Annotated in this window: 18 protein-coding genes; 14 read left to right on the top strand and 4 right to left on the bottom strand. The window is 44.0% G+C overall.

The features are described 5' to 3' along the window. Nucleotides 1-233 precede the first annotated feature (233 nt). Entirely contained in the window at nt 234-461 is a 228-nt protein-coding gene (locus ABDW16_RS12060) for a hypothetical protein (RefSeq protein ID WP_343670019.1), read from the top strand. Nucleotides 462-839: 378 nt separating this feature from the next. Then, complete coding sequence (locus tag ABDW16_RS12055; RefSeq protein WP_343670018.1) at nt 840-1,550, top strand: DUF1345 domain-containing protein; 711 nt, start codon at nt 840-842, stop codon at nt 1,548-1,550. A 3-nt stretch (nt 1,551-1,553) separates the two neighbouring features. Here the strand turns inward: ABDW16_RS12055 and ABDW16_RS12050 are convergent, their stop codons facing one another. Beyond that, the gene (locus tag ABDW16_RS12050; RefSeq protein WP_343670017.1) at nt 1,554-2,501 is read right to left on the bottom strand and encodes an HTTM domain-containing protein; all 948 of its coding nucleotides are present in this window, start codon (nt 2,499-2,501) and stop codon (nt 1,554-1,556) included. A gap of 911 nt (nt 2,502-3,412) precedes the next feature. Next, nucleotides 3,413-3,673, bottom strand: coding sequence for a hypothetical protein (locus ABDW16_RS12045; RefSeq protein ID WP_343670016.1), 261 nt, complete (start codon nt 3,671-3,673; stop codon nt 3,413-3,415). A 358-nt stretch (nt 3,674-4,031) separates the two neighbouring features. Between ABDW16_RS12045 and ABDW16_RS12040 the strand changes: the two genes are divergently transcribed. The 5 genes from ABDW16_RS12040 (at nt 4,032) to ABDW16_RS12020 (ending at nt 7,580) form a co-directional block, all read left to right on the top strand. After that, entirely contained in the window at nt 4,032-4,706 is a 675-nt protein-coding gene (locus ABDW16_RS12040) for an NUDIX domain-containing protein (protein WP_343670014.1), read from the top strand. A 130-nt stretch (nt 4,707-4,836) separates the two neighbouring features. Beyond that, the gene (locus ABDW16_RS12035; RefSeq protein ID WP_343670013.1) at nt 4,837-5,373 is read left to right on the top strand and encodes an NADAR family protein; all 537 of its coding nucleotides are present in this window, start codon (nt 4,837-4,839) and stop codon (nt 5,371-5,373) included. A 7-nt stretch (nt 5,374-5,380) separates the two neighbouring features. Beyond that, complete coding sequence (locus ABDW16_RS12030; protein ID WP_343670011.1) at nt 5,381-5,911, top strand: RNA 2'-phosphotransferase; 531 nt, start codon at nt 5,381-5,383, stop codon at nt 5,909-5,911. Next, a complete protein-coding gene (locus ABDW16_RS12025; protein WP_343670010.1) occupies nt 5,908-6,849 on the top strand; it encodes an ADP-ribosylglycohydrolase family protein in 942 nt (313 codons plus the stop codon). The genes ABDW16_RS12030 and ABDW16_RS12025 overlap by 4 nt, the downstream gene beginning before the upstream one ends. Further along, the gene (locus tag ABDW16_RS12020) at nt 6,849-7,580 is read left to right on the top strand and encodes a metallophosphoesterase family protein (RefSeq protein WP_343670009.1); all 732 of its coding nucleotides are present in this window, start codon (nt 6,849-6,851) and stop codon (nt 7,578-7,580) included. Before ABDW16_RS12025 ends, ABDW16_RS12020 begins: the two co-directional genes overlap by 1 nt. A gap of 18 nt (nt 7,581-7,598) precedes the next feature. Here the strand turns inward: ABDW16_RS12020 and ABDW16_RS12015 are convergent, their stop codons facing one another. Continuing rightward, nucleotides 7,599-8,210, bottom strand: a complete 612-nt coding sequence (locus ABDW16_RS12015) for a hypothetical protein (RefSeq protein WP_343670008.1) — start codon at nt 8,208-8,210, stop codon at nt 7,599-7,601. 56 nt (nt 8,211-8,266) lie between these two features. On the opposite strand from ABDW16_RS12015, the gene ABDW16_RS12010 reads away from it, so the two are divergent. The 7 genes from ABDW16_RS12010 (at nt 8,267) to ABDW16_RS11980 (ending at nt 16,171) form a co-directional block, all read left to right on the top strand. Beyond that, nucleotides 8,267-8,713 carry a DUF1572 family protein gene (locus ABDW16_RS12010; protein ID WP_343670007.1) on the top strand — a complete coding sequence of 149 codons (447 nt, stop codon included), beginning with the start codon at nt 8,267-8,269 and terminating at the stop codon, nt 8,711-8,713. Between the two features lie 227 nt (nt 8,714-8,940). Beyond that, nucleotides 8,941-11,166 carry a T9SS type A sorting domain-containing protein gene (locus tag ABDW16_RS12005; RefSeq protein WP_343670005.1) on the top strand — a complete coding sequence of 742 codons (2,226 nt, stop codon included), beginning with the start codon at nt 8,941-8,943 and terminating at the stop codon, nt 11,164-11,166. A 228-nt stretch (nt 11,167-11,394) separates the two neighbouring features. Further along, the gene (locus tag ABDW16_RS12000; RefSeq protein ID WP_343670003.1) at nt 11,395-12,978 is read left to right on the top strand and encodes a flavin monoamine oxidase family protein; all 1,584 of its coding nucleotides are present in this window, start codon (nt 11,395-11,397) and stop codon (nt 12,976-12,978) included. 9 nt (nt 12,979-12,987) lie between these two features. Continuing rightward, nucleotides 12,988-14,211: a histidinol-phosphate transaminase gene (locus ABDW16_RS11995; RefSeq protein ID WP_343670002.1), complete on the top strand. Its 1,224-nt coding sequence runs from the start codon at nt 12,988-12,990 to the stop codon at nt 14,209-14,211. An 8-nt stretch (nt 14,212-14,219) separates the two neighbouring features. Further along, entirely contained in the window at nt 14,220-15,203 is a 984-nt protein-coding gene (locus tag ABDW16_RS11990; RefSeq protein WP_343670000.1) for a Hint domain-containing protein, read from the top strand. 201 nt (nt 15,204-15,404) lie between these two features. Then, nucleotides 15,405-15,947, top strand: coding sequence for a hypothetical protein (locus tag ABDW16_RS11985; protein ID WP_343669999.1), 543 nt, complete (start codon nt 15,405-15,407; stop codon nt 15,945-15,947). Between the two features lie 11 nt (nt 15,948-15,958). After that, nucleotides 15,959-16,171 (top strand): hypothetical protein, encoded by a 213-nt coding sequence (locus tag ABDW16_RS11980; protein ID WP_343669998.1) that lies wholly within the window; start codon nt 15,959-15,961, stop codon nt 16,169-16,171. Between the two features lie 100 nt (nt 16,172-16,271). Here ABDW16_RS11980 and ABDW16_RS11975 read toward each other — a convergent pair whose 3' ends face one another. Further along, nucleotides 16,272-17,021 (bottom strand): hypothetical protein, encoded by a 750-nt coding sequence (locus ABDW16_RS11975; protein WP_343669997.1) that lies wholly within the window; start codon nt 17,019-17,021, stop codon nt 16,272-16,274. Nucleotides 17,022-17,322 lie beyond the last annotated feature (301 nt).

Here is a 17,322-nt window from a genome sequence, read left to right as displayed (position 1 = left end):
AATGTACCGAATATGGGGGGAAGACAGGGGATAAAAGTGGTTTTTGAGGTATGAATTTGAGGCGGTCTGTTACCATTTTAAATGTGAAAAAATCAGTTTGACCAAGGGGTAATTTTTGTTTTTTTATTCAGAACAATCGCTGTAAATTCAATACCAGTAAAGGTTTTAAAATAAAAACAAATTAAATTATGAATGTCAATTTGCAACAAGAAAAGCAAACAATTTTGGAGGCAATGGATCGTACCAAAAGTGGTATTTGGGCGACGCCGCCAGAAATATCCCGGTTTTCCGGCATCGATTTAGAAAGTGTATTAAGGATTATCTATAATTCTTATGAGTTTATGCAATGCGCCTACAGGAGTGAAGATGGACTGCCCTTATTCACTACCAGGAAGGTGTATAAAGAAAGGACACCGTCCTGGAATAAATTATTGAGAGCTTTAAAACATACCAATGTATAGTATCCCAGCACCAATTTTTTGCTGCCTTTTAGGCGCCTTTACAGTTATGTCAGTAAAGTTTATTGACGATTCGAAGCAACTGCCTGAGAATAGGCCAGATTACCTTTCTCCTCTGTACTATATCAGAGGAGCAATGATGCTTTTATTGGCAGGCATTCTTGGTTATATCTATTATGAAAGCGAACCAACAGGCGTTGGCAATAGGGCCATTTACTTCCATACTGGAATATCTGCCCCTTTCATAACCAGAGCATTAATGAATACCCTACCTCCTGGTATTATTTCAAGAATGAATGACTAATAACTACTGTGTACATTTTTCCCCTAATTTTTCTCCCTCTTAATGCCTAACTTGCTCATATACAAAACACATCCACTTTGGCAAAGGCAAAAACAGACTTCAACATACCAACACGCTCCCCTCTCTCCCGGTTCTTCACCAACCTCCACCCGATCAAAAGAATCCTGATCGCCCTGCTTTCCTGCGGAATAGTCTGGTTCTTCATCAAAAACCAATACATCACCACCCTCCTCAGAACCATGATCCTCTGGGACGTATTCTCCCTCGTCTTCTGTGCCCAATGCCTATACATCTTCTTCAACCGCACCACCAAAGAAATCCGCGAATACGCCAGACAGGAAGATGGCAGCCGCCTCCTGGTATTCGTCCTGATAGTACTCGCCTGCTTTGCCAGCATGCTCATGGTCTTATTATTAATGTTATCCTCAGAGTCCAAAGAGGCTGGGGTATTATTATACCTCCCCGTAGCCGTGGCAGGTATCTTATTTTCCTGGGCCATGGTCCACTGCATGTTCACCCTTCACTACGCCCACATCTATTATGATGATGACGACGAAGACAATACCCGCCACATCGGTGGATTGGAATTCCCGGAAGAAAAGAACCCTGACTACCTTGACTTTGCTTATTTCTCTTTTGTAATAGGCATGACATTCCAGGTGTCTGATGTGGAGATCAGTAATAGAAAACTAAGAAGATTAGCGCTCCTGCATGGTTTATTGGCCTTCGGCCTGAATACTTTCGTAGTAGCCTTAACGATAAACCTGGTAGCAGGGCTAAGAAATTAGCCCTCACTCCAAACTCCAAAACGCCTGCGTCGCCAGCACCTCCGCCCGCCTCAACATCCTCCTCTCCCGCAATGGTCTTATGAGTCCCCCATACACCTGCGCTATATACGCCCATCCAAATGCCGCTGTACTAAACACTATCATCATCCCGGCAAACAACTGCAATCCCATAAACACCGATATTCCCACCAGCAACAACACCATCAGCACATATGCATATACCCTCGCCTTTCTCCACCATATAAATACCGGATACCCCATCTCAATCAATAATGTACACCAGCAAATCGCCTTCGCTACCCACGGATACCCCGCCAGCCACTGCATATCACCTCCCTGCCTGACCATCTGCCAGATCGCGTCCCCATTCCACCACTGTGCCTCCATGGCTTTATCCACACCAGCGGCTACATACACAATACATAAATGTATCTGCAATACCCTTATCGACAACCTGTTCCACTCACTCACACTACTCTCATTATTCTTCCAGGTAAATGACTCACCCACCGGCATAAGAATACAATAAAACAAAGCGATATGCAAAAACGGCTCCACCCCATATGCTGCCAAAAATCCTGTATTAATAAACACCAGGTGCAGGCCACAGGCCACAATAGCCGCCACTCTTGAGAACATCCCCATCAACAAAAAGATCAGGCACATTAAATACACGCCCATCAATATATACATCATACTATCCCCAGGTATCCCCGTCGCTGCCGCCAGCGGCTGTAACCAGGACGGTTGTGGCGGCAGGGGTGATACAATCCCCTTACTCAATTCCCATGGAATCAATCCATTCATCCCATATAACATTACCACATTTCCCAACCACCAACATCCCTGTACTAACCCAATAAACGCAGTCCCAATTCTAAAAAAAGCCAATGGCTCGCCTGATGCAGGGGATAAAAAAAAACGCTGTAACACGCCGGAATACCTGTTCATAAAATAATATTTTAATATTCCCCGGCAGGAAGTATCCATAAAATCCCCCTGCCGGAGATGTTCACAATCATTGACTGTTCTTTATAATGAGCAACAACCATTAAATGGACTAGCACGATGCTCATCCAACAAATATGCTTCCACGTTATCATAAAAAAGGTTAAAATGAAGCAGGAAAAAAGTTAAAAGAAATGAGCCAGCTGAAAACGTATGTAAGATTTCCAGCTGGCCCCGGGGTTAAGTAGTAATAGATGGATAAAAGACCAAAAATGTAAAAGGGGTTAATCAAAAAAACTTCTAAACAAGACCAACTCAAAATTCAAACCGGTACAAAACATCAGCTTACTCCCTGCACCAGACAGATAAAAAAAGGAATAAGCATTCGACCATCGCCGAACCTGATTTCATCGAAAAAACTTCCATAAGTTATTTTGGTGATGTAATTATTTCCCGGGCAATCCCTCAGATAGGTATCCGGTAAAAGGGCTTTCAATATCGCCTCCATCTTATCACTGCTCACGGCAGCAACTACTCCCGAATCAGGGCGAAGGAAAGCCTGTTCTTTTTTGCAGGAAAACAAAGTCAACGCAGGTACACCCGCGAATTTACCTCTTGACCACAAGAGGTTTCACAACGTAGTAATATGAAAAATATAAACCGACGTAGAAGGAACCATAAAATCACCTCCCACATTTCACAACGTAGCAATACGAAAAATATAACCCAACATAGAAGGAACCGTAAAAATTACCTCCCACATTTCACAACGTAGTAATACAAAAATATGGGGTCAACAAATCAATGGAAGGTGAGCTATACCATAAGGCATAGCCCACCGGATATATAAGTCATCGGTAATGTTACTTACATATCAATTTCGCTAGCTGTCATATAGGTGGTAGTAATCAAGATCATCTGATCCAAACGATCTTACCAGCTTTACTGGATTTGTAAGTGCCAGTAGCGGCATCATAATAGTACGTACAGGTACCAAAGTGATCAAATTGGCATTCGTAGTCATAACCTTCTATACCTGCTTCTACATAAGTGGTGCCGTTCCAGTAATATTGAGTTTCCTCACGGTGATCTTTGGTGAAAGAGCTGGCGATAGCGGTACCGGTACCAATTACAACAGCCAGTGTCATTAACGATAGTTTTAAATTTTGATTCATGGGTTTACATTTTGCGGGTGACAGGGTTAACAAAACTGGGTACGTACTTTTAAAATATGGATGATCAAGGCCGTAAAACAATGTAACAAAGATATAATAGTCTGCTGCAATCCCGCCGCACTATCAGGCAATAATTATTTTTAACTTTTCATGTTGAACATTCACTGCTAAAACGGAATAATATTGAGCTTCATGGCAAAGACATCGTACACACAACAAGGTAAATTTCCGGTTTAATAAGGCTCATTTCTATACCCATCCTGAGATGAGCAAAACCGGATCGAACCAGTAAGCATAAAAAGATTTCTCTATGTCAAATATTCAACCTAGCTTTGCGTCAAAATAACACAAAGACCCCATGCCGTCATTTAATAGTTATAGAAACCCTTCGCTGGCTGCGGATCTCGTGGTGTTTGGTTATCAACAGGGTACCCTCTCTATCCTGCTCCTGAACAGGAACGCGGAGCCCTTCAAAGACAAATGGGTACTCCCCGGCGCCTTCCTGCTAATGGAAGAACGCCTCCGCGAAACCTGTGCCCGTGTGCTGAAAACCAAACTAGGTATGGACGACCTCTATCTCGAGCAACTCTTTACCTACGACGCACCCGATCGCGACCCCAGGGGCCGCGCCATCGCCGTTGCCCACTATGCACTGGTAAACCCTGCCCGGTTCGCCATCACCGCAGGAACTATGGCTAATGATGTGAAATGGTTCAATGTGAAAGAGTTACCACCCCTCGGCTTTGATCACGACATTATCGCCGCTGATGCATTGAAAAGACTACAGAACAAAATCCTCCATTATCCTGTAGGCTTCGAACTGCTCAACGACCTCTTTACCATGCCGGAACTGCATGAACTGTATGAGTGCATCCTGGATATCAGTATCGACAGAAGGAATTTTCGCCGCAAAATTCTAGATGCAGGATACATTATTAATACAGGCAAAAAGAGAGAAGGACTGCACAACCGGCACCCCGACCTCTATCAATTTAATAAGGAACTAAAAAGTATTCACCTGAGTTTTGGTTAAGCCATGAAATTATCCACATTCAACGATCATATCATAAATGGTATCCACATGGTAAATGCCTTCTTCGGAGACAATTTCACCCGGCCCACAACCCCCATTTTACAACAAACCCTTTCAAAATTTTATTAAAATGACATACGATACTAATTGGCTCCTCGCCCAAAAACCAACTCCAACTTTCTGCTTCTTCTGGGGGCACCAACCCTCCAAAGACGGCAGTATTACCAAATCCTGTTTCAGCCAATGGTGGCACGCTCCTTTTACCGTAAATGAAAAGACTTACCCCACCGCCGAACACTGGATGATGGCAGGCAAAGCCACCCTATTCGGAGATACAGAAATTGAAAAACAAATTCTCAACACACCTTCCCCCGCTGCTGTAAAAGCACTCGGAAGAAAAGTAGCCAACTTCGACCCTGCTAAATGGGATGCTGCCAAAAGAGAAATCGTGACCCAGGGAAATTTTCACAAATTCTCCCAACACCCGGAACTCAAAACATTCCTGCTCGCCACAGGCAAAGAAGTAATCGTCGAAGCCAGTCCCATGGATAGAATATGGGGCATCGGCATGGCTGCCACCAACATAAACGCCCCCCACCCTGAAAAATGGCGGGGACAAAATCTCCTCGGCTATGCACTCATGGCCGTGCGGGATATGCTTAAATAATAATCCCATGAATCAAAAAGAAACATCCAAATTCCTTAGTCTCATCCTCCGCCACCAACCAGAGCTGATCGGATTAACACTCGATACCAACGGCTGGGCAGACGTAAATACCCTGCTTGCCCTCGCCGCACGCCGTAAACGCATTACCAGGGAAGAACTCGAAAAGATCGTTGCCGAAAGCGACAAACAACGCTTTGCTTTTAATGAAGATCACTCTAAAATAAGAGCCAACCAGGGCCATTCCATACAGGTAGACCTGGAACTCCCTGTCACCACGCCACCGGAATTTCTCTACCACGGCACCACCGGCGCCTTTGTAGCCGACATTCTGAAAACCGGTATTAAAAAAATGAGCCGTCAACACGTTCACCTCAGTATCGACAAAGCCACTGCCACCAAAGTAGGCAGTCGCCGAGGCGTACCAGTTATACTAACCATCCGGAGCGGTGATATGCACAGAGACGGCATCCCATTTTTTATATCTGCAAACGGTGTATGGCTGACGGACCATGTACCGTCAAAATATATTTCACAATGAGTTCCCATATTAAGGGCGCCCTGCTTGGCCTCGCTGTCGGCGATGCCCTGGGCGTACCTGTTGAATTCCAGTCAAGAGACCTGCTTGCCAGGTCTCCTGTCACCAACATGAGAGAATTTGGCACCCACGGTCAACCCGCAGGTACATGGTCCGACGATAGCTCCCTCACTTTTTGCCTGGCAGAAACGCTCGTTAAAGGATATGACCTGCAAGACCTGGCCAACCGCTTTGTCAACTGGCGCAATCATGGTTACTGGACAGCTCACGGCAGCGTCTTCGACGTAGGCAATGCTACCAATACTGCTATATATTATCTTTCGCAGGGGGCGCCTCCCACCACCGCGGGCGGCGATGCTGAAGATTGCAATGGCAATGGCTCCCTCATGCGTATCCTGCCCCTTTTATTTTATATAAAGGACCTGGATATCCATGATCGTTACCTCCATGTACAGAAGGTATCCAGTCTCACCCATCGTCATGTCCGTTCAATCGCCTGTTGCTTTATCTACCTGGAAGTCGCCCTCCATATCCTGAAAGGTGACCAGCCGGTAGCGGCCTATCTCAATGCCATCGCCGCTGTAAATGAATACTTCAAAGAGAAGGATATACTCAATGAGAAAGAACAAGACATACTGGCACCCACACTTTCAGGCTCCCTGACAAAGAAACCAATCAGTGAAATTCACGGTACCGGCTATGTGGTACACACCCTCGAAGCGGCTATCTGGATTCTCATCCATACCAATACCTATGCAGCAGCAGTGCTTACCGCTGTCAATCTCGGTAACGACACCGATACCACCGCAGCTGTGACTGGTGGGCTCGCTGGTATGCATTATGGTTGGGAAGAAATTCCTGCAGAATGGTTAAACATTTTAGCCGGAAAGGATAGAATTGAAGAACTGATTGCTAACTTGCAGGTCAAATTCAAAATCTAATGGCCCGGACGTTTGTAATCGGAGATATTCATGGCGCATTAAAAGCATTAGAACAACTGATAGGTCAACTCCTGTTGCAACCGACGGATAGACTCATATTCCTGGGCGATTATGTAGACGGATGGTCGCAATCTTCACAGGTGGTTGAGTACCTGATGGCGCTGCAGGAACAACATGACTGCCTCATCATCAAAGGGAATCACGATGCCTGGTGCGAACGCTGGCTGAATGGAGAAGATCCGGACCCTGTGTGGTATAGAAACGGTGGCAAAGAAACTATTGCCAGTTATGAAAATATATCTCCCGAACGTAGGTTAGTACACCTGGAATGGTTTAATCGCCTGGCCCTGTATTATGTAGATGATCAGAACAGGTTGTTCCTGCATGCAGGCTTTGCAAGTATGCATGGACCGGAGAAGGAGCATTACGAAACAAACTTTTATTGGGACCGCTCTCTGTGGGAAATGGCGCTGTGTATGGATAAGCGGATAAAAAAAGATTCCAAACTCTACCCGAAAAGATTATTACTCTATAAAGAGATCTTCATTGGCCACACTCCTACGATAAATTATGATGAAACGATACCAATGAATGCCTGCAATGTGTGGAATGTGGATACAGGAGCGGCGTTTATGGGTAGAATCTCCGCAATGGATATTGATACAAAAGAGTATTGGCAGAGTGAACCAGCATATGTTTTTTATCCCGGAGAAAAAGGTAGAAATAAATAAAAGACGGTCTCCCGTCTTTTATTTTATCCCCATTTCTTTCTTTACTAAAGTAAGGTGCTCATCATCCGGATCTTCCTGGTAATAATACACAATCCCATCCTCTACTACAATCCTGTTCTGCAAGTCGTCATCACTTAAATAATTACACCCATTATACACCAGCCACGGATCTGAAATCTGTTTCCATCCATTCTTCGTAAACGCCCAGCTACTCATCACATACGTACACCCATGCAAAGGCGCCTGGTACACAGAAATATCTTCCCTGCCATCACCATTTAAATCGCCCTCATTAATCAACCTGATTTCCCCATACCCTGTTACCAATGGTTTGATATCCGGGTTTGAAAAACGGATCACATATTCATCCTGACCTTCTTTTTCCATCGCCTTTCTGTACAATACGCCAAATGCCAGATCCAAATTTCCATCTCCATTAAAATCTCCTTCAATCCTGATGGTATCCGGTACGGCCTGTGGATTTTCAGGCGGAGCACCTACTGTCATTACACCTGTATCTACGCCTGCGGAATAGCTTCCAATAGAATCCGGGGTATTAGCAGATGTTTTTCCGGAGGAGTTGCATGCGACCACACCAGGGAGAAGGATGAAAAGAAGGTTTTTATACATGGATTTAGCTTATTCAGACAAAAGTATTAATTTCATTTCGATAATACATAATCCATATGCTCACTACTACTCTTAAAACGCTATTTCGCAGAGATCTTGAAAAATTGATCCAGGAACTTTCTCAATATACTAATGAAAGTAAGATATGGCATACGGAGAAAGGGATCAGCAATAGTGCGGGCAATCTCGCATTGCATCTTGTTGGTAACCTGAATACTTTTATCGGGTTGCACCTGGGAGATACAGGATATGTTCGTCACCGTGAGCTGGAATTTTCTCAAAAGGATGTAGCCAGAGCGACGCTGATTAAAATGATTGAGGATACAATTGTGATGATTGATAAAGTGATGGATGAATTAACTCCTGAAAAGGTAGCAGCGTTGTATCCGATTGAGGTATTTGGCGGGCCTATATATACAGATCATTTTTTGGTACACCTGAGTGGACATCTGACATATCATTTAGGTCAGGTAAATTATCATAGGAGGTTGTTGGATTTTTGATATCGCTTTGGAGATATACATTATTCGCGATATGCATGATTTTTCACTTCATGCATATACAATCCTACTTTTCATTTCCTTATCCATCAATATAATAGCCACACCACACTGCGCCCTGATTATCACTGAAAATCCTTTACCCGCAAACGTTTGCGTAAATTTATCTACCCATACCTGATCCCCCGCCAAACAAATCCATGTAAATTCAGGTAAAATACCTTTCCGTTATGAAAACACTTCTACTAGCGCTGCTATGTCTGGCAGGAGCTAACCTCTCCTATGCGCAAACCCTCTATGTTTCCCCCAGCGGATCTGCCTCGAACCCCGGCACCAGCATCAGTGCCCCTACTACACTTGCCAACGCGCTGGCAACCGTGACCGCCGGAAGCACTATTTACCTGAGAGGAGGCACCTATAGTTTAACCGCCTCCGTTATTATCACCTCCAGCAACAATGGCACCTCGTCGGCGTACAAGAATGTCGTTGCCTATACTGGCGAAACCCCTGTATTAGATTTCTCTGCCATGGCCATTGCCGATGCCAATCGCGGCGTAATCATCGATGGCGACTACTGGCACTGGACGGGTATTACCATCCAGGGCGCTGGTGATAATGGTATGCTGCTGGCAGGTAACAGCAACATCATCGAACGCTGCATCTTCAAAGGCAACCACGACAGCGGACTGCAATTGAGCCGGTACGTGACTTCAAACACGACTCTCGCCTCATGGCCTACTAACAACACCATCCTGAATTGCGAAGCCTACGACAACCAGGACCCTGACAATGAAGACGCCGATGGATTTGCTGCCAAACTCACCTGCGGCACCGGCAATGTATTCAACGGCTGTATCTCTCACAACAACATTGATGACGGATACGATCTCTATGCAAAGTCAGAAACAGGCCCCATTGGTCCTGTCACCCTCATTAATTGCATCGCTTACGGCAATGGTACGCTGAGCAGTGGCGGTACCTCCGGCGATGGCGATAAGAATGGCTTTAAACTGGGTGGCGATGGTATTGCGGTAGCACATATTGTGCGTCGCTGCGTATCTTTTAACAATGGCCACCATGGCTTTACTGACAACAATAACCCCGGTGCGATTGAAGTAACCAACAACACCAGCTATAACAATGCGGAGTCTAATTTCAATTTCCGCACAGGTAGTACAGCTACTTTCAAAAACAACCTCTCTTACAATGCGGGTTCATCAGATGCCACCAATGGCACAGATGTAACGCCAACGAACGTATGGTGGAAGAGTGGTGCCAGTTCTAACACAGGAGGTCTGGTAGTGAGCAGTGCCGACTTCCAGAGTCTGACAGCCTCAGTTACAAAAAACAGCGATGGCAGTCCTAACCTCGGCACCTTCCTCGCGCTGGCATCAGGTAGTGACTTAATAGATAAAGGGGTGACCACAACTGGTATTACCTATTCAGGTGCGGCACCAGATCTTGGCGCACGTGAGTCAGGAGGTACAACCAATCCTTCTACCTATACTGTGAGCGTAACGGTATCTCCATCAGCAGGTGGTGCGGTTACATTGAGTCCGGCTGGTGGATCTTACACCTCAGGTACTGTCGTGACGCTGACAGCAACACCGGCCAGTGGCTATACTTTCAGTGGCTGGAGTGGTAGTGCAAGTGGTACTTCGACTACCACTACCGTTACGGTAACTTCGAATTTATCAGTTACTGCCAGTTTTAACAGCACCGGTACAGGTGGTGGTTCTACCTTGCATATTGATGATGCCGCTACCAGTACCGGTGGGTATTGTAGTGCAGATGGCAGCAGACAAAATTCTTATTCCGGTGCTGATGGCGGGTATTATATCAACCTGAGCAACTCCACCGGCAAAGGGGTGAATTATAGTGTGAGCGTGCCTGCAGCAGGTACTTATTCTTTTGTATGGCGCTATTCGAATGGAGGTTCGACAGTATCAACCACTGCACAATTGCTGGTAAATGGCAGCACAGCTGTATCAAGTGTATCCTTCCCCAAAACCAGTAGCTGGACGGCATGGACCACAACAACCGCAGTGACCGCAACATTGGTAGCAGGCGTGAATACAGTCAGGATTGAAACACTCTCTTCTACAGAATTTGCATTGATAGACTGGTTGGAAGTGACAGGAACAAGTCCGACAGCAGGAGCATGTAGTTCATCTGCAAGAGTTGCGGCGCCTAAATTAGCATTTACAGAAACGAAGGTGTACCCCAATCCGGCAACGAATACTGCTGCGGTTAGTTTTTATAATGAAAAAGCGGATCGGGTACAGATCAGGATTTATTCATCAAATGGCCAGTTACTGAAAACAGTTGCAGATAAGGAGTTTCCTGCGGGGAGTAACCAGTTGCCGGTGGATGTGAGTGCTTTGCCACAGTCTTTGTATTTAATAAAAGTAGAAAATTCAGCAGGTAGTAATACCCTGAAACTGATTAAACAATAATTGACAGACCTCGCCTTTTGCCAGCTGGCAGAGGCGAGGTTTTATTTTAGAGCACCCACTGCCATTTATCCTGAATCCATAAGCCTCTCCAACCCACTACCATCATTTTCCACCTTTCATATATATAAATTTAAGCCATACAATCAAGTTACTATAAATCCTCCCTAATTATTCTTATTTTAATAGCAGCAAGGAAGTATTACCAGAACAACCCATATATCAACCAAAATGTCAATTTCCAGAAGGGAGTTCCTCACCAGAACAGGAACAATGGCTGCTGCCTACCCGGCTATGCTGGCTTTAGGGATGTTACAGGAAGCACCTGCACACGCCTTTTCGCTCAATGGCAGTGGCAAGGGCAGGCACATCATCATTCTAGGCGCCGGCCTTGCAGGAATGGCAGCTGCTTATGAACTACTAAAACTCGGCTATCAATGCACCATTCTTGAAGCCCGTCAGCGGTCAGGAGGACGTGTGTGGAGTATCCGCAAGGGAGCAACGCATACTGAAACCGATCTTCCCGTCCAGACAGCTACATTCGACGAAGGACTTTATTTTAATGCAGGGCCTTCCCGCATCCCACATCACCATGCATTAACTTTGCATTACTGTAGAGAATTGCAGGTTCCTATCCAGGTGTACAACAACATCAACGAAGCGGCCTATTTCTTTGCCGAAGGCAAAGGGCCCCTATCCAATAAAAAAATCCGGGTTCGGGAAATTCATAACGACCTGCGGGGATATACTGCCGAACTCCTCGCCAAAGCAATCGATCAGCACAAACTCGACACCGGACTGACGACTGAAGATACCCAGAAAATACTGGAATACCTGCGGGCAGAAGGTGGGCTGGACATTGATAAACTGTACAAAGCATCCGACAGAAGAGGGTACACCGAAGGGCCTGGTGCCGGCGATCTTCCCGGCAAAATAGCCCCGGCGCATAGCCTGGCAGATATCATCAATTCCGGCCTCGCAGATCCTGACTTCTACAATGTGTCTGAATATGTGTATGAACTACAAATGACCATGTTCCAGGCAATTGGTGGCAATGACCAGATCGCAAAAGCCTTTGAGAAGAAGGTAGGACAATGCATACATTTTGGCTGCGAAGTAACAGGCATTCACAACCTGGTAGAAGGAGTGAAGATTAATTATAAAGATAGCAAAGGGGCGAAAGAGATCACAGGGGATTATTGCATTTGTACGATTCCTACACCAGTGCTGAGCAATGTGGATAACAACTTCTCTTCTGATGTGAGTCGCGCGATTGATTACATTCCTTATATGATCACCGGCAAGATAGGCATGCAGTTCAAAAGAAGGTTCTGGGAAGAAGATGAGCACATCTACGGCGGTATTACACATACGAATAATGAACTCACCCAGATCTTTTATCCTTCTTATGATTATTTATCTAAAAAAGGGATTCTGCTGGGTTATTACAATTTTAATGAGAAAGCGCGACAGACAGGTAATCTGTCGCACCAGCAAAGAGAAAAATTAGCGATGGACAAAGGGCGATTGATTCACCCACAGTATGACAAGGAATTTGAAAGTTCTTTTTCTGTAAGCTGGCATAAGACACCTTACAGCATGGGTGGATGGGCCTTGTATAATAGCGCCACCAGACAATCACATTATAAAAGCCTGTTGCAGGCAGATAAGCAGGTATATTTTGCAGGAGAACATACCACTTATCTGAATGCATGGATGGCAGGGGCACTGGAATCTGCAAGAAGAACAGTGACGGATTTACATGCGAGAGTATCAGAACAACGGATCTCTTATCCAATTACAACCAACATCTAAAATCTTATTATGATGCGTACCACCAACAAATCAATTAACAGGCGGGATTGGTTAAAGACCACCGCGCTATTTACAGGCGGGTTGACAATGCTACCGCCAGTGCTGCAGGGATTGCAGGCGGCGCCGACTGCTTCGGAGGCGGCTGTTACATCTTTGGTGTCGTCCGGATTATCCGCCAACGGCCTAACCGGCCTACAAGCCGATGCTGCTCTTGAGCCCCGTATATCCGGTGTACTCAAAGCCCGCTTATTTGCCAATGAAAACCCTTTCGGTCCATCTCCTGTTGCTAAAAAAGCAATAACAGATACGCTGGATAATGGCTACCAATATCCTTTCATGCTGCTGAAAGACCTGGAAGCAAAGATTTGTGCCTATGAAGGTCTTGATGCAAAAATGCTGATGACCAGTGCAGGCTCTTCTCCACTATTATTAGGCACAGCGATTACATTATTGGGGAATGGTGGCAATATAGTCAGTGCAGATCCTACTTATGATGATTTACCCACCCGTTGTGAAAAAATAAAAGCCACCTGGATCAAGGTACCATTAAAACCAGATTATACACATGACCTGGATGCAATGGAAAAGGCGATTAATAAAGATACCCGGCTCGTTTACATCTGTAATCCCAATAACCCAACAGGCACTATTGTAGATGTAGCAAAACTAAAAGACTTCTGCGAGCGGGTATCTAAGAAAGTACCTGTCTTTGTAGATGAAGCTTACATTGATTACCTCCCTGATCCGGCAGCTACCACACTTATCGAAAGCGTAAAAAAAGGACAGAACCTCATCATCGCACGTACCTTCTCTAAAGTATATGGCCTTGCCGGACTTCGTATTGGCTACGTGATTGCACAACCGGCGATGATTGATTTATTAGGAGAATATGCTGCCTCCGGTGGATATGCATTGTCACTACCAGCTATTACAGCCGCATTGGCAAGTTACAATGACAAAGCTTTTATAGCCGAAGTGAAAAAGAAAATGGAAGCCAGTAAGAGCTTCCTTTACGAAACACTGAAAAGCGAAGGGTATACTTATATACCATCTCATACCAATTTCGTGATGTTCCCTTTAAAAATGGAAGGTCCGCGTTTTGTAGAGGAAATGATGAAACGGGGGGTAGGACTCCGTAACTGGAAACTGAATAACGAGGACTGGTGCAGGATCAGCATTGGCCGGATGGATGAAATGCAGGCATTTGCGGCTGCTTTTAAAGAATTATCTTAATTATAAATATGCGCACACTATTATTATCATTGAGCTGTATCTTGGGAATGTATACAGCATTTGCACAATCAAGACCCATTCGCACGGACGAATACGAAAAAGCAAAGACATTTACTGTAAAAGACCTGGATAATGATACGTATGTAAAGTTTAACAACGCTTACGTACTGGATCGCTATGAAATGCGGAAGCCATATATCATTACGGGAGATGATGGCTTAAAAAAACGGATCGACCTTTATCGCTTAGTGGCCAAAGACAGTATGATGGATATTGGTACGGTTATTTTCTACACAAATGAGAAAGGTACATTATATACAGCGGTATTACCTTTATTCAACAGTAATCCTGAAATATGGAATAAGTACTTCGAAGATATTCATGCGATTGACAAGGTAGAGAAAAACTATGTACTGAAATTATCTTATGTGCTTTCGCGTGAATTTAGTTTTCAGCTGTATAAAGCTATGAATGCAGGAAAAGATGTGAAAGCGGAAGGAGCTACCTATGGTACCGATATTTGTTTTCCGGGAGATGAACAGGTGACACTTGCAGATGGTTCTCAGAAGACACTAAAAAGCATCTTACCCGGGGATAAAATTATCAGTCTTGATGCAGCAACACACAAGACCAGTATTATGCAGGTAAAAGAACTGGTGGTGCATCGGCCAGCGAATTATGCAATTACACAATTGCTGGCAGTGCATGTAGTCACTAATGATACACAGGATGTACATGTGGTGAGTATTTCAGGAAAAATATTACAGGCTACACCGAATCATCCGATACAAACATCAGCGGGAAAGAAGAAGATAGGAGAGGTGAGTGATGGAGAAGAGTTGTTGTGTATAGATGAGCAAAGCAAACAGGTACTCACTTATGTAGTGGTAAACAAAACAGAAAAAGCGAATGGTACGCAGCCAGTGTATAATATAGTTGCAGAAGGAGAGGGGACGTTTATTATGAATAACATGATGGTTTTGCAGAAATAATTTCCAGGCATATTTGCTTAGAAAAAGCCGGCATTTACTTGCAGTAAGTACCGGCTTTTTCTATGAATAATAATCGTATTATCATTTAAAAAATCAGATTATAAAGTGAGAAAAATATTGGATTAGGTGCGTATGTTTTCCAACATATATTCGTTAACTTTAGATAGAAAATCCATTGAAGAAAAACCAAAAAATTAAAAAATGTCAACCTCATTTTACAATTTTGATCACTTTATAGAAGCAAATGAAAAACGGGATGCCGCAATAAGAACTGAATATGATAAAACGATCAGTCGGGTATCAAACATTTTAATTATTTATTCGGGCATATCTGCATTTCTGATTTCTATATGTAAAGACTTTTTCTCCTCACCTTTTAATATCTGGTATTTTACTGCACTTATGTTATTTGGAATCCTTTTCCTGATTTCATTTGCGTATGCTATCCGATTCTTATTTCCAATCGTTATTCCATTTCTTTTGGCTCCCAAAAAGTACTTCAAAGACTTACGATCAGAGCTGGAAACTGCCTTTTCTAATGAGTCTGAGATTACAGATGAGATAAAAGAGCAGATAAATCAGCAAATAAAAAACTCATATTTAAGAGAGTTAGAAGGTGCCATTAATTTTATCACCACGGTTGTTATGCGTAAACAAAGCTATTACATCAAAGCATTGAAACATGCAATATTTTGCATATTCCCTTTCATCATATGCATCATATTTTATTTAAGTCATAAATAAAAACCAATAAAATGAATAAAACCAATAAAAAGAATGAAATAAGGATTTCAGACCTTAAGCCGCGAACTGAAACTGAACCTAATGCGGGAACCATGTTCTTTGGTATTCCGGAAGACCAACAGGTAAAAGTAGAAATTGGGTTTATTAATTTCTGGACTGGTAAAATCACTCCGGGCAAGTTCATATTACCTAATGGAAAAGTAATATTAAATTACCCAGTTTAAAAAAGAGCGCATTTGCGTAATGGCAAATGCGCTCTTCTATTAAGTAAGGTTCTTTATGCTTTCCTCTATCTAATAAATCATTAAATATCAATCAAACCATTTATTGTTGCAACAGCGTATCCACCTCCGGTACCACCCCTTCACTATCCACCATCACATCATTAAACTCAATCCTACTCGTCTCCGACAAATCCCTCCTCACATCCGCCTCCTTCATCCTCTTCGTAAACTCTCCTTTCTGTATAATACATATCGCCCCATACACATTATTCATACTCAACTGCACCCATACCTCCGCACCTCTGTTTCTCAACACATACGTATTCAACTCAATCCCTCCAAATCCCACCGTAAACCCTCTCTCCTTATCATAAATCTCCTCATCTCCCACTCTCTCCATCTCTGCCTTCGTTGGTATATCCGTACTCACCTTCACCCCTCCCGCACGCGCTATCATCCTGTCATAACTCCGCTCCACCCTCGACATACTAAACATCGCCGGCTTACTCTCCTCCCTCACTAACTCTGCCTTAAACGTCTTCCCTTCCACCGGCATCAACTTCCCATCTGCAAGAAAATACTCCTCACCACTATCCTTCAATTTCACATTCCTATACTGATACCCCTTCGGAGCCGGGAAAAAAGGGAAACTCCCCAGGTCTAAATTCGTCTCGGGCACCTTGTTTATATCAAATGCAGGACGTGCAACAGTAGGATAAGTCTGCGCAATATCTGCTGCGACCATAGTATCTGTAACAGTGCTATCTCGTTGAACAATAGGTTGTTTATGCGGCTGACATGCTGGAAGTATAAATAATAGAGGGATGATAGCACAGAAATACCGTTTCATAGAATGCATAAATTTGGCTGACATTAAACAACAATCATGCTAATAAAAGTTGGATGGCTAGGATGGCAAATATAATACGCTCATACTCAATATACAAGAGGCCAGCTAAAAAGATTCGATTGGCAGCTGGTCTATTAGGATTTTTCCAATTTATAGAGTCAGGCTATCATACCCACAGAATACAAGGCATAAGCCTACATCCAATTATAGATCCCCCTACCATACCCGCAGCATACAAGCCTGCATCCATTCACAAATCACCATACAAACCATAAGCCAGCACCCAATCATGCTTCCGCAA

It is taken from the genome of Chitinophaga sp. (assembly GCF_039596135.1).
Taxonomy (GTDB): Bacteria; Bacteroidota; Bacteroidia; order Chitinophagales; family Chitinophagaceae; genus Chitinophaga.
The sequence above is the reverse complement of the archived record's forward strand: the minus strand, read 5'-3'. Positions and strand labels throughout refer to the sequence as shown.

Coding starts and splice junctions, on each gene's coding strand:
- ABDW16_RS12060 (WP_343670019.1), top strand. CDS start 234: ATGGATCGTACCAAAAGTGGTATTTGGGCGACGCCGCCAGAAATATCC.
- ABDW16_RS12050 (WP_343670017.1), bottom strand. CDS start 2,501: ATGAACAGGTATTCCGGCGTGTTACAGCGTTTTTTTTTATCCCCTGCA.
- ABDW16_RS12045 (WP_343670016.1), bottom strand. CDS start 3,673: ATGAATCAAAATTTAAAACTATCGTTAATGACACTGGCTGTTGTAATT.
- ABDW16_RS12040 (WP_343670014.1), top strand. CDS start 4,032: ATGCCGTCATTTAATAGTTATAGAAACCCTTCGCTGGCTGCGGATCTC.
- ABDW16_RS12035 (WP_343670013.1), top strand. CDS start 4,837: ATGACATACGATACTAATTGGCTCCTCGCCCAAAAACCAACTCCAACT.
- ABDW16_RS12030 (WP_343670011.1), top strand. CDS start 5,381: ATGAATCAAAAAGAAACATCCAAATTCCTTAGTCTCATCCTCCGCCAC.
- ABDW16_RS12025 (WP_343670010.1), top strand. CDS start 5,908: ATGAGTTCCCATATTAAGGGCGCCCTGCTTGGCCTCGCTGTCGGCGAT.
- ABDW16_RS12020 (WP_343670009.1), top strand. CDS start 6,849: ATGGCCCGGACGTTTGTAATCGGAGATATTCATGGCGCATTAAAAGCA.
- ABDW16_RS12015 (WP_343670008.1), bottom strand. CDS start 8,210: ATGTATAAAAACCTTCTTTTCATCCTTCTCCCTGGTGTGGTCGCATGC.
- ABDW16_RS12010 (WP_343670007.1), top strand. CDS start 8,267: ATGCTCACTACTACTCTTAAAACGCTATTTCGCAGAGATCTTGAAAAA.
- ABDW16_RS12005 (WP_343670005.1), top strand. CDS start 8,941: ATGAAAACACTTCTACTAGCGCTGCTATGTCTGGCAGGAGCTAACCTC.
- ABDW16_RS12000 (WP_343670003.1), top strand. CDS start 11,395: ATGTCAATTTCCAGAAGGGAGTTCCTCACCAGAACAGGAACAATGGCT.
- ABDW16_RS11995 (WP_343670002.1), top strand. CDS start 12,988: ATGATGCGTACCACCAACAAATCAATTAACAGGCGGGATTGGTTAAAG.
- ABDW16_RS11990 (WP_343670000.1), top strand. CDS start 14,220: ATGCGCACACTATTATTATCATTGAGCTGTATCTTGGGAATGTATACA.
- ABDW16_RS11985 (WP_343669999.1), top strand. CDS start 15,405: ATGTCAACCTCATTTTACAATTTTGATCACTTTATAGAAGCAAATGAA.
- ABDW16_RS11980 (WP_343669998.1), top strand. CDS start 15,959: ATGAATAAAACCAATAAAAAGAATGAAATAAGGATTTCAGACCTTAAG.
- ABDW16_RS11975 (WP_343669997.1), bottom strand. CDS start 17,021: ATGAAACGGTATTTCTGTGCTATCATCCCTCTATTATTTATACTTCCA.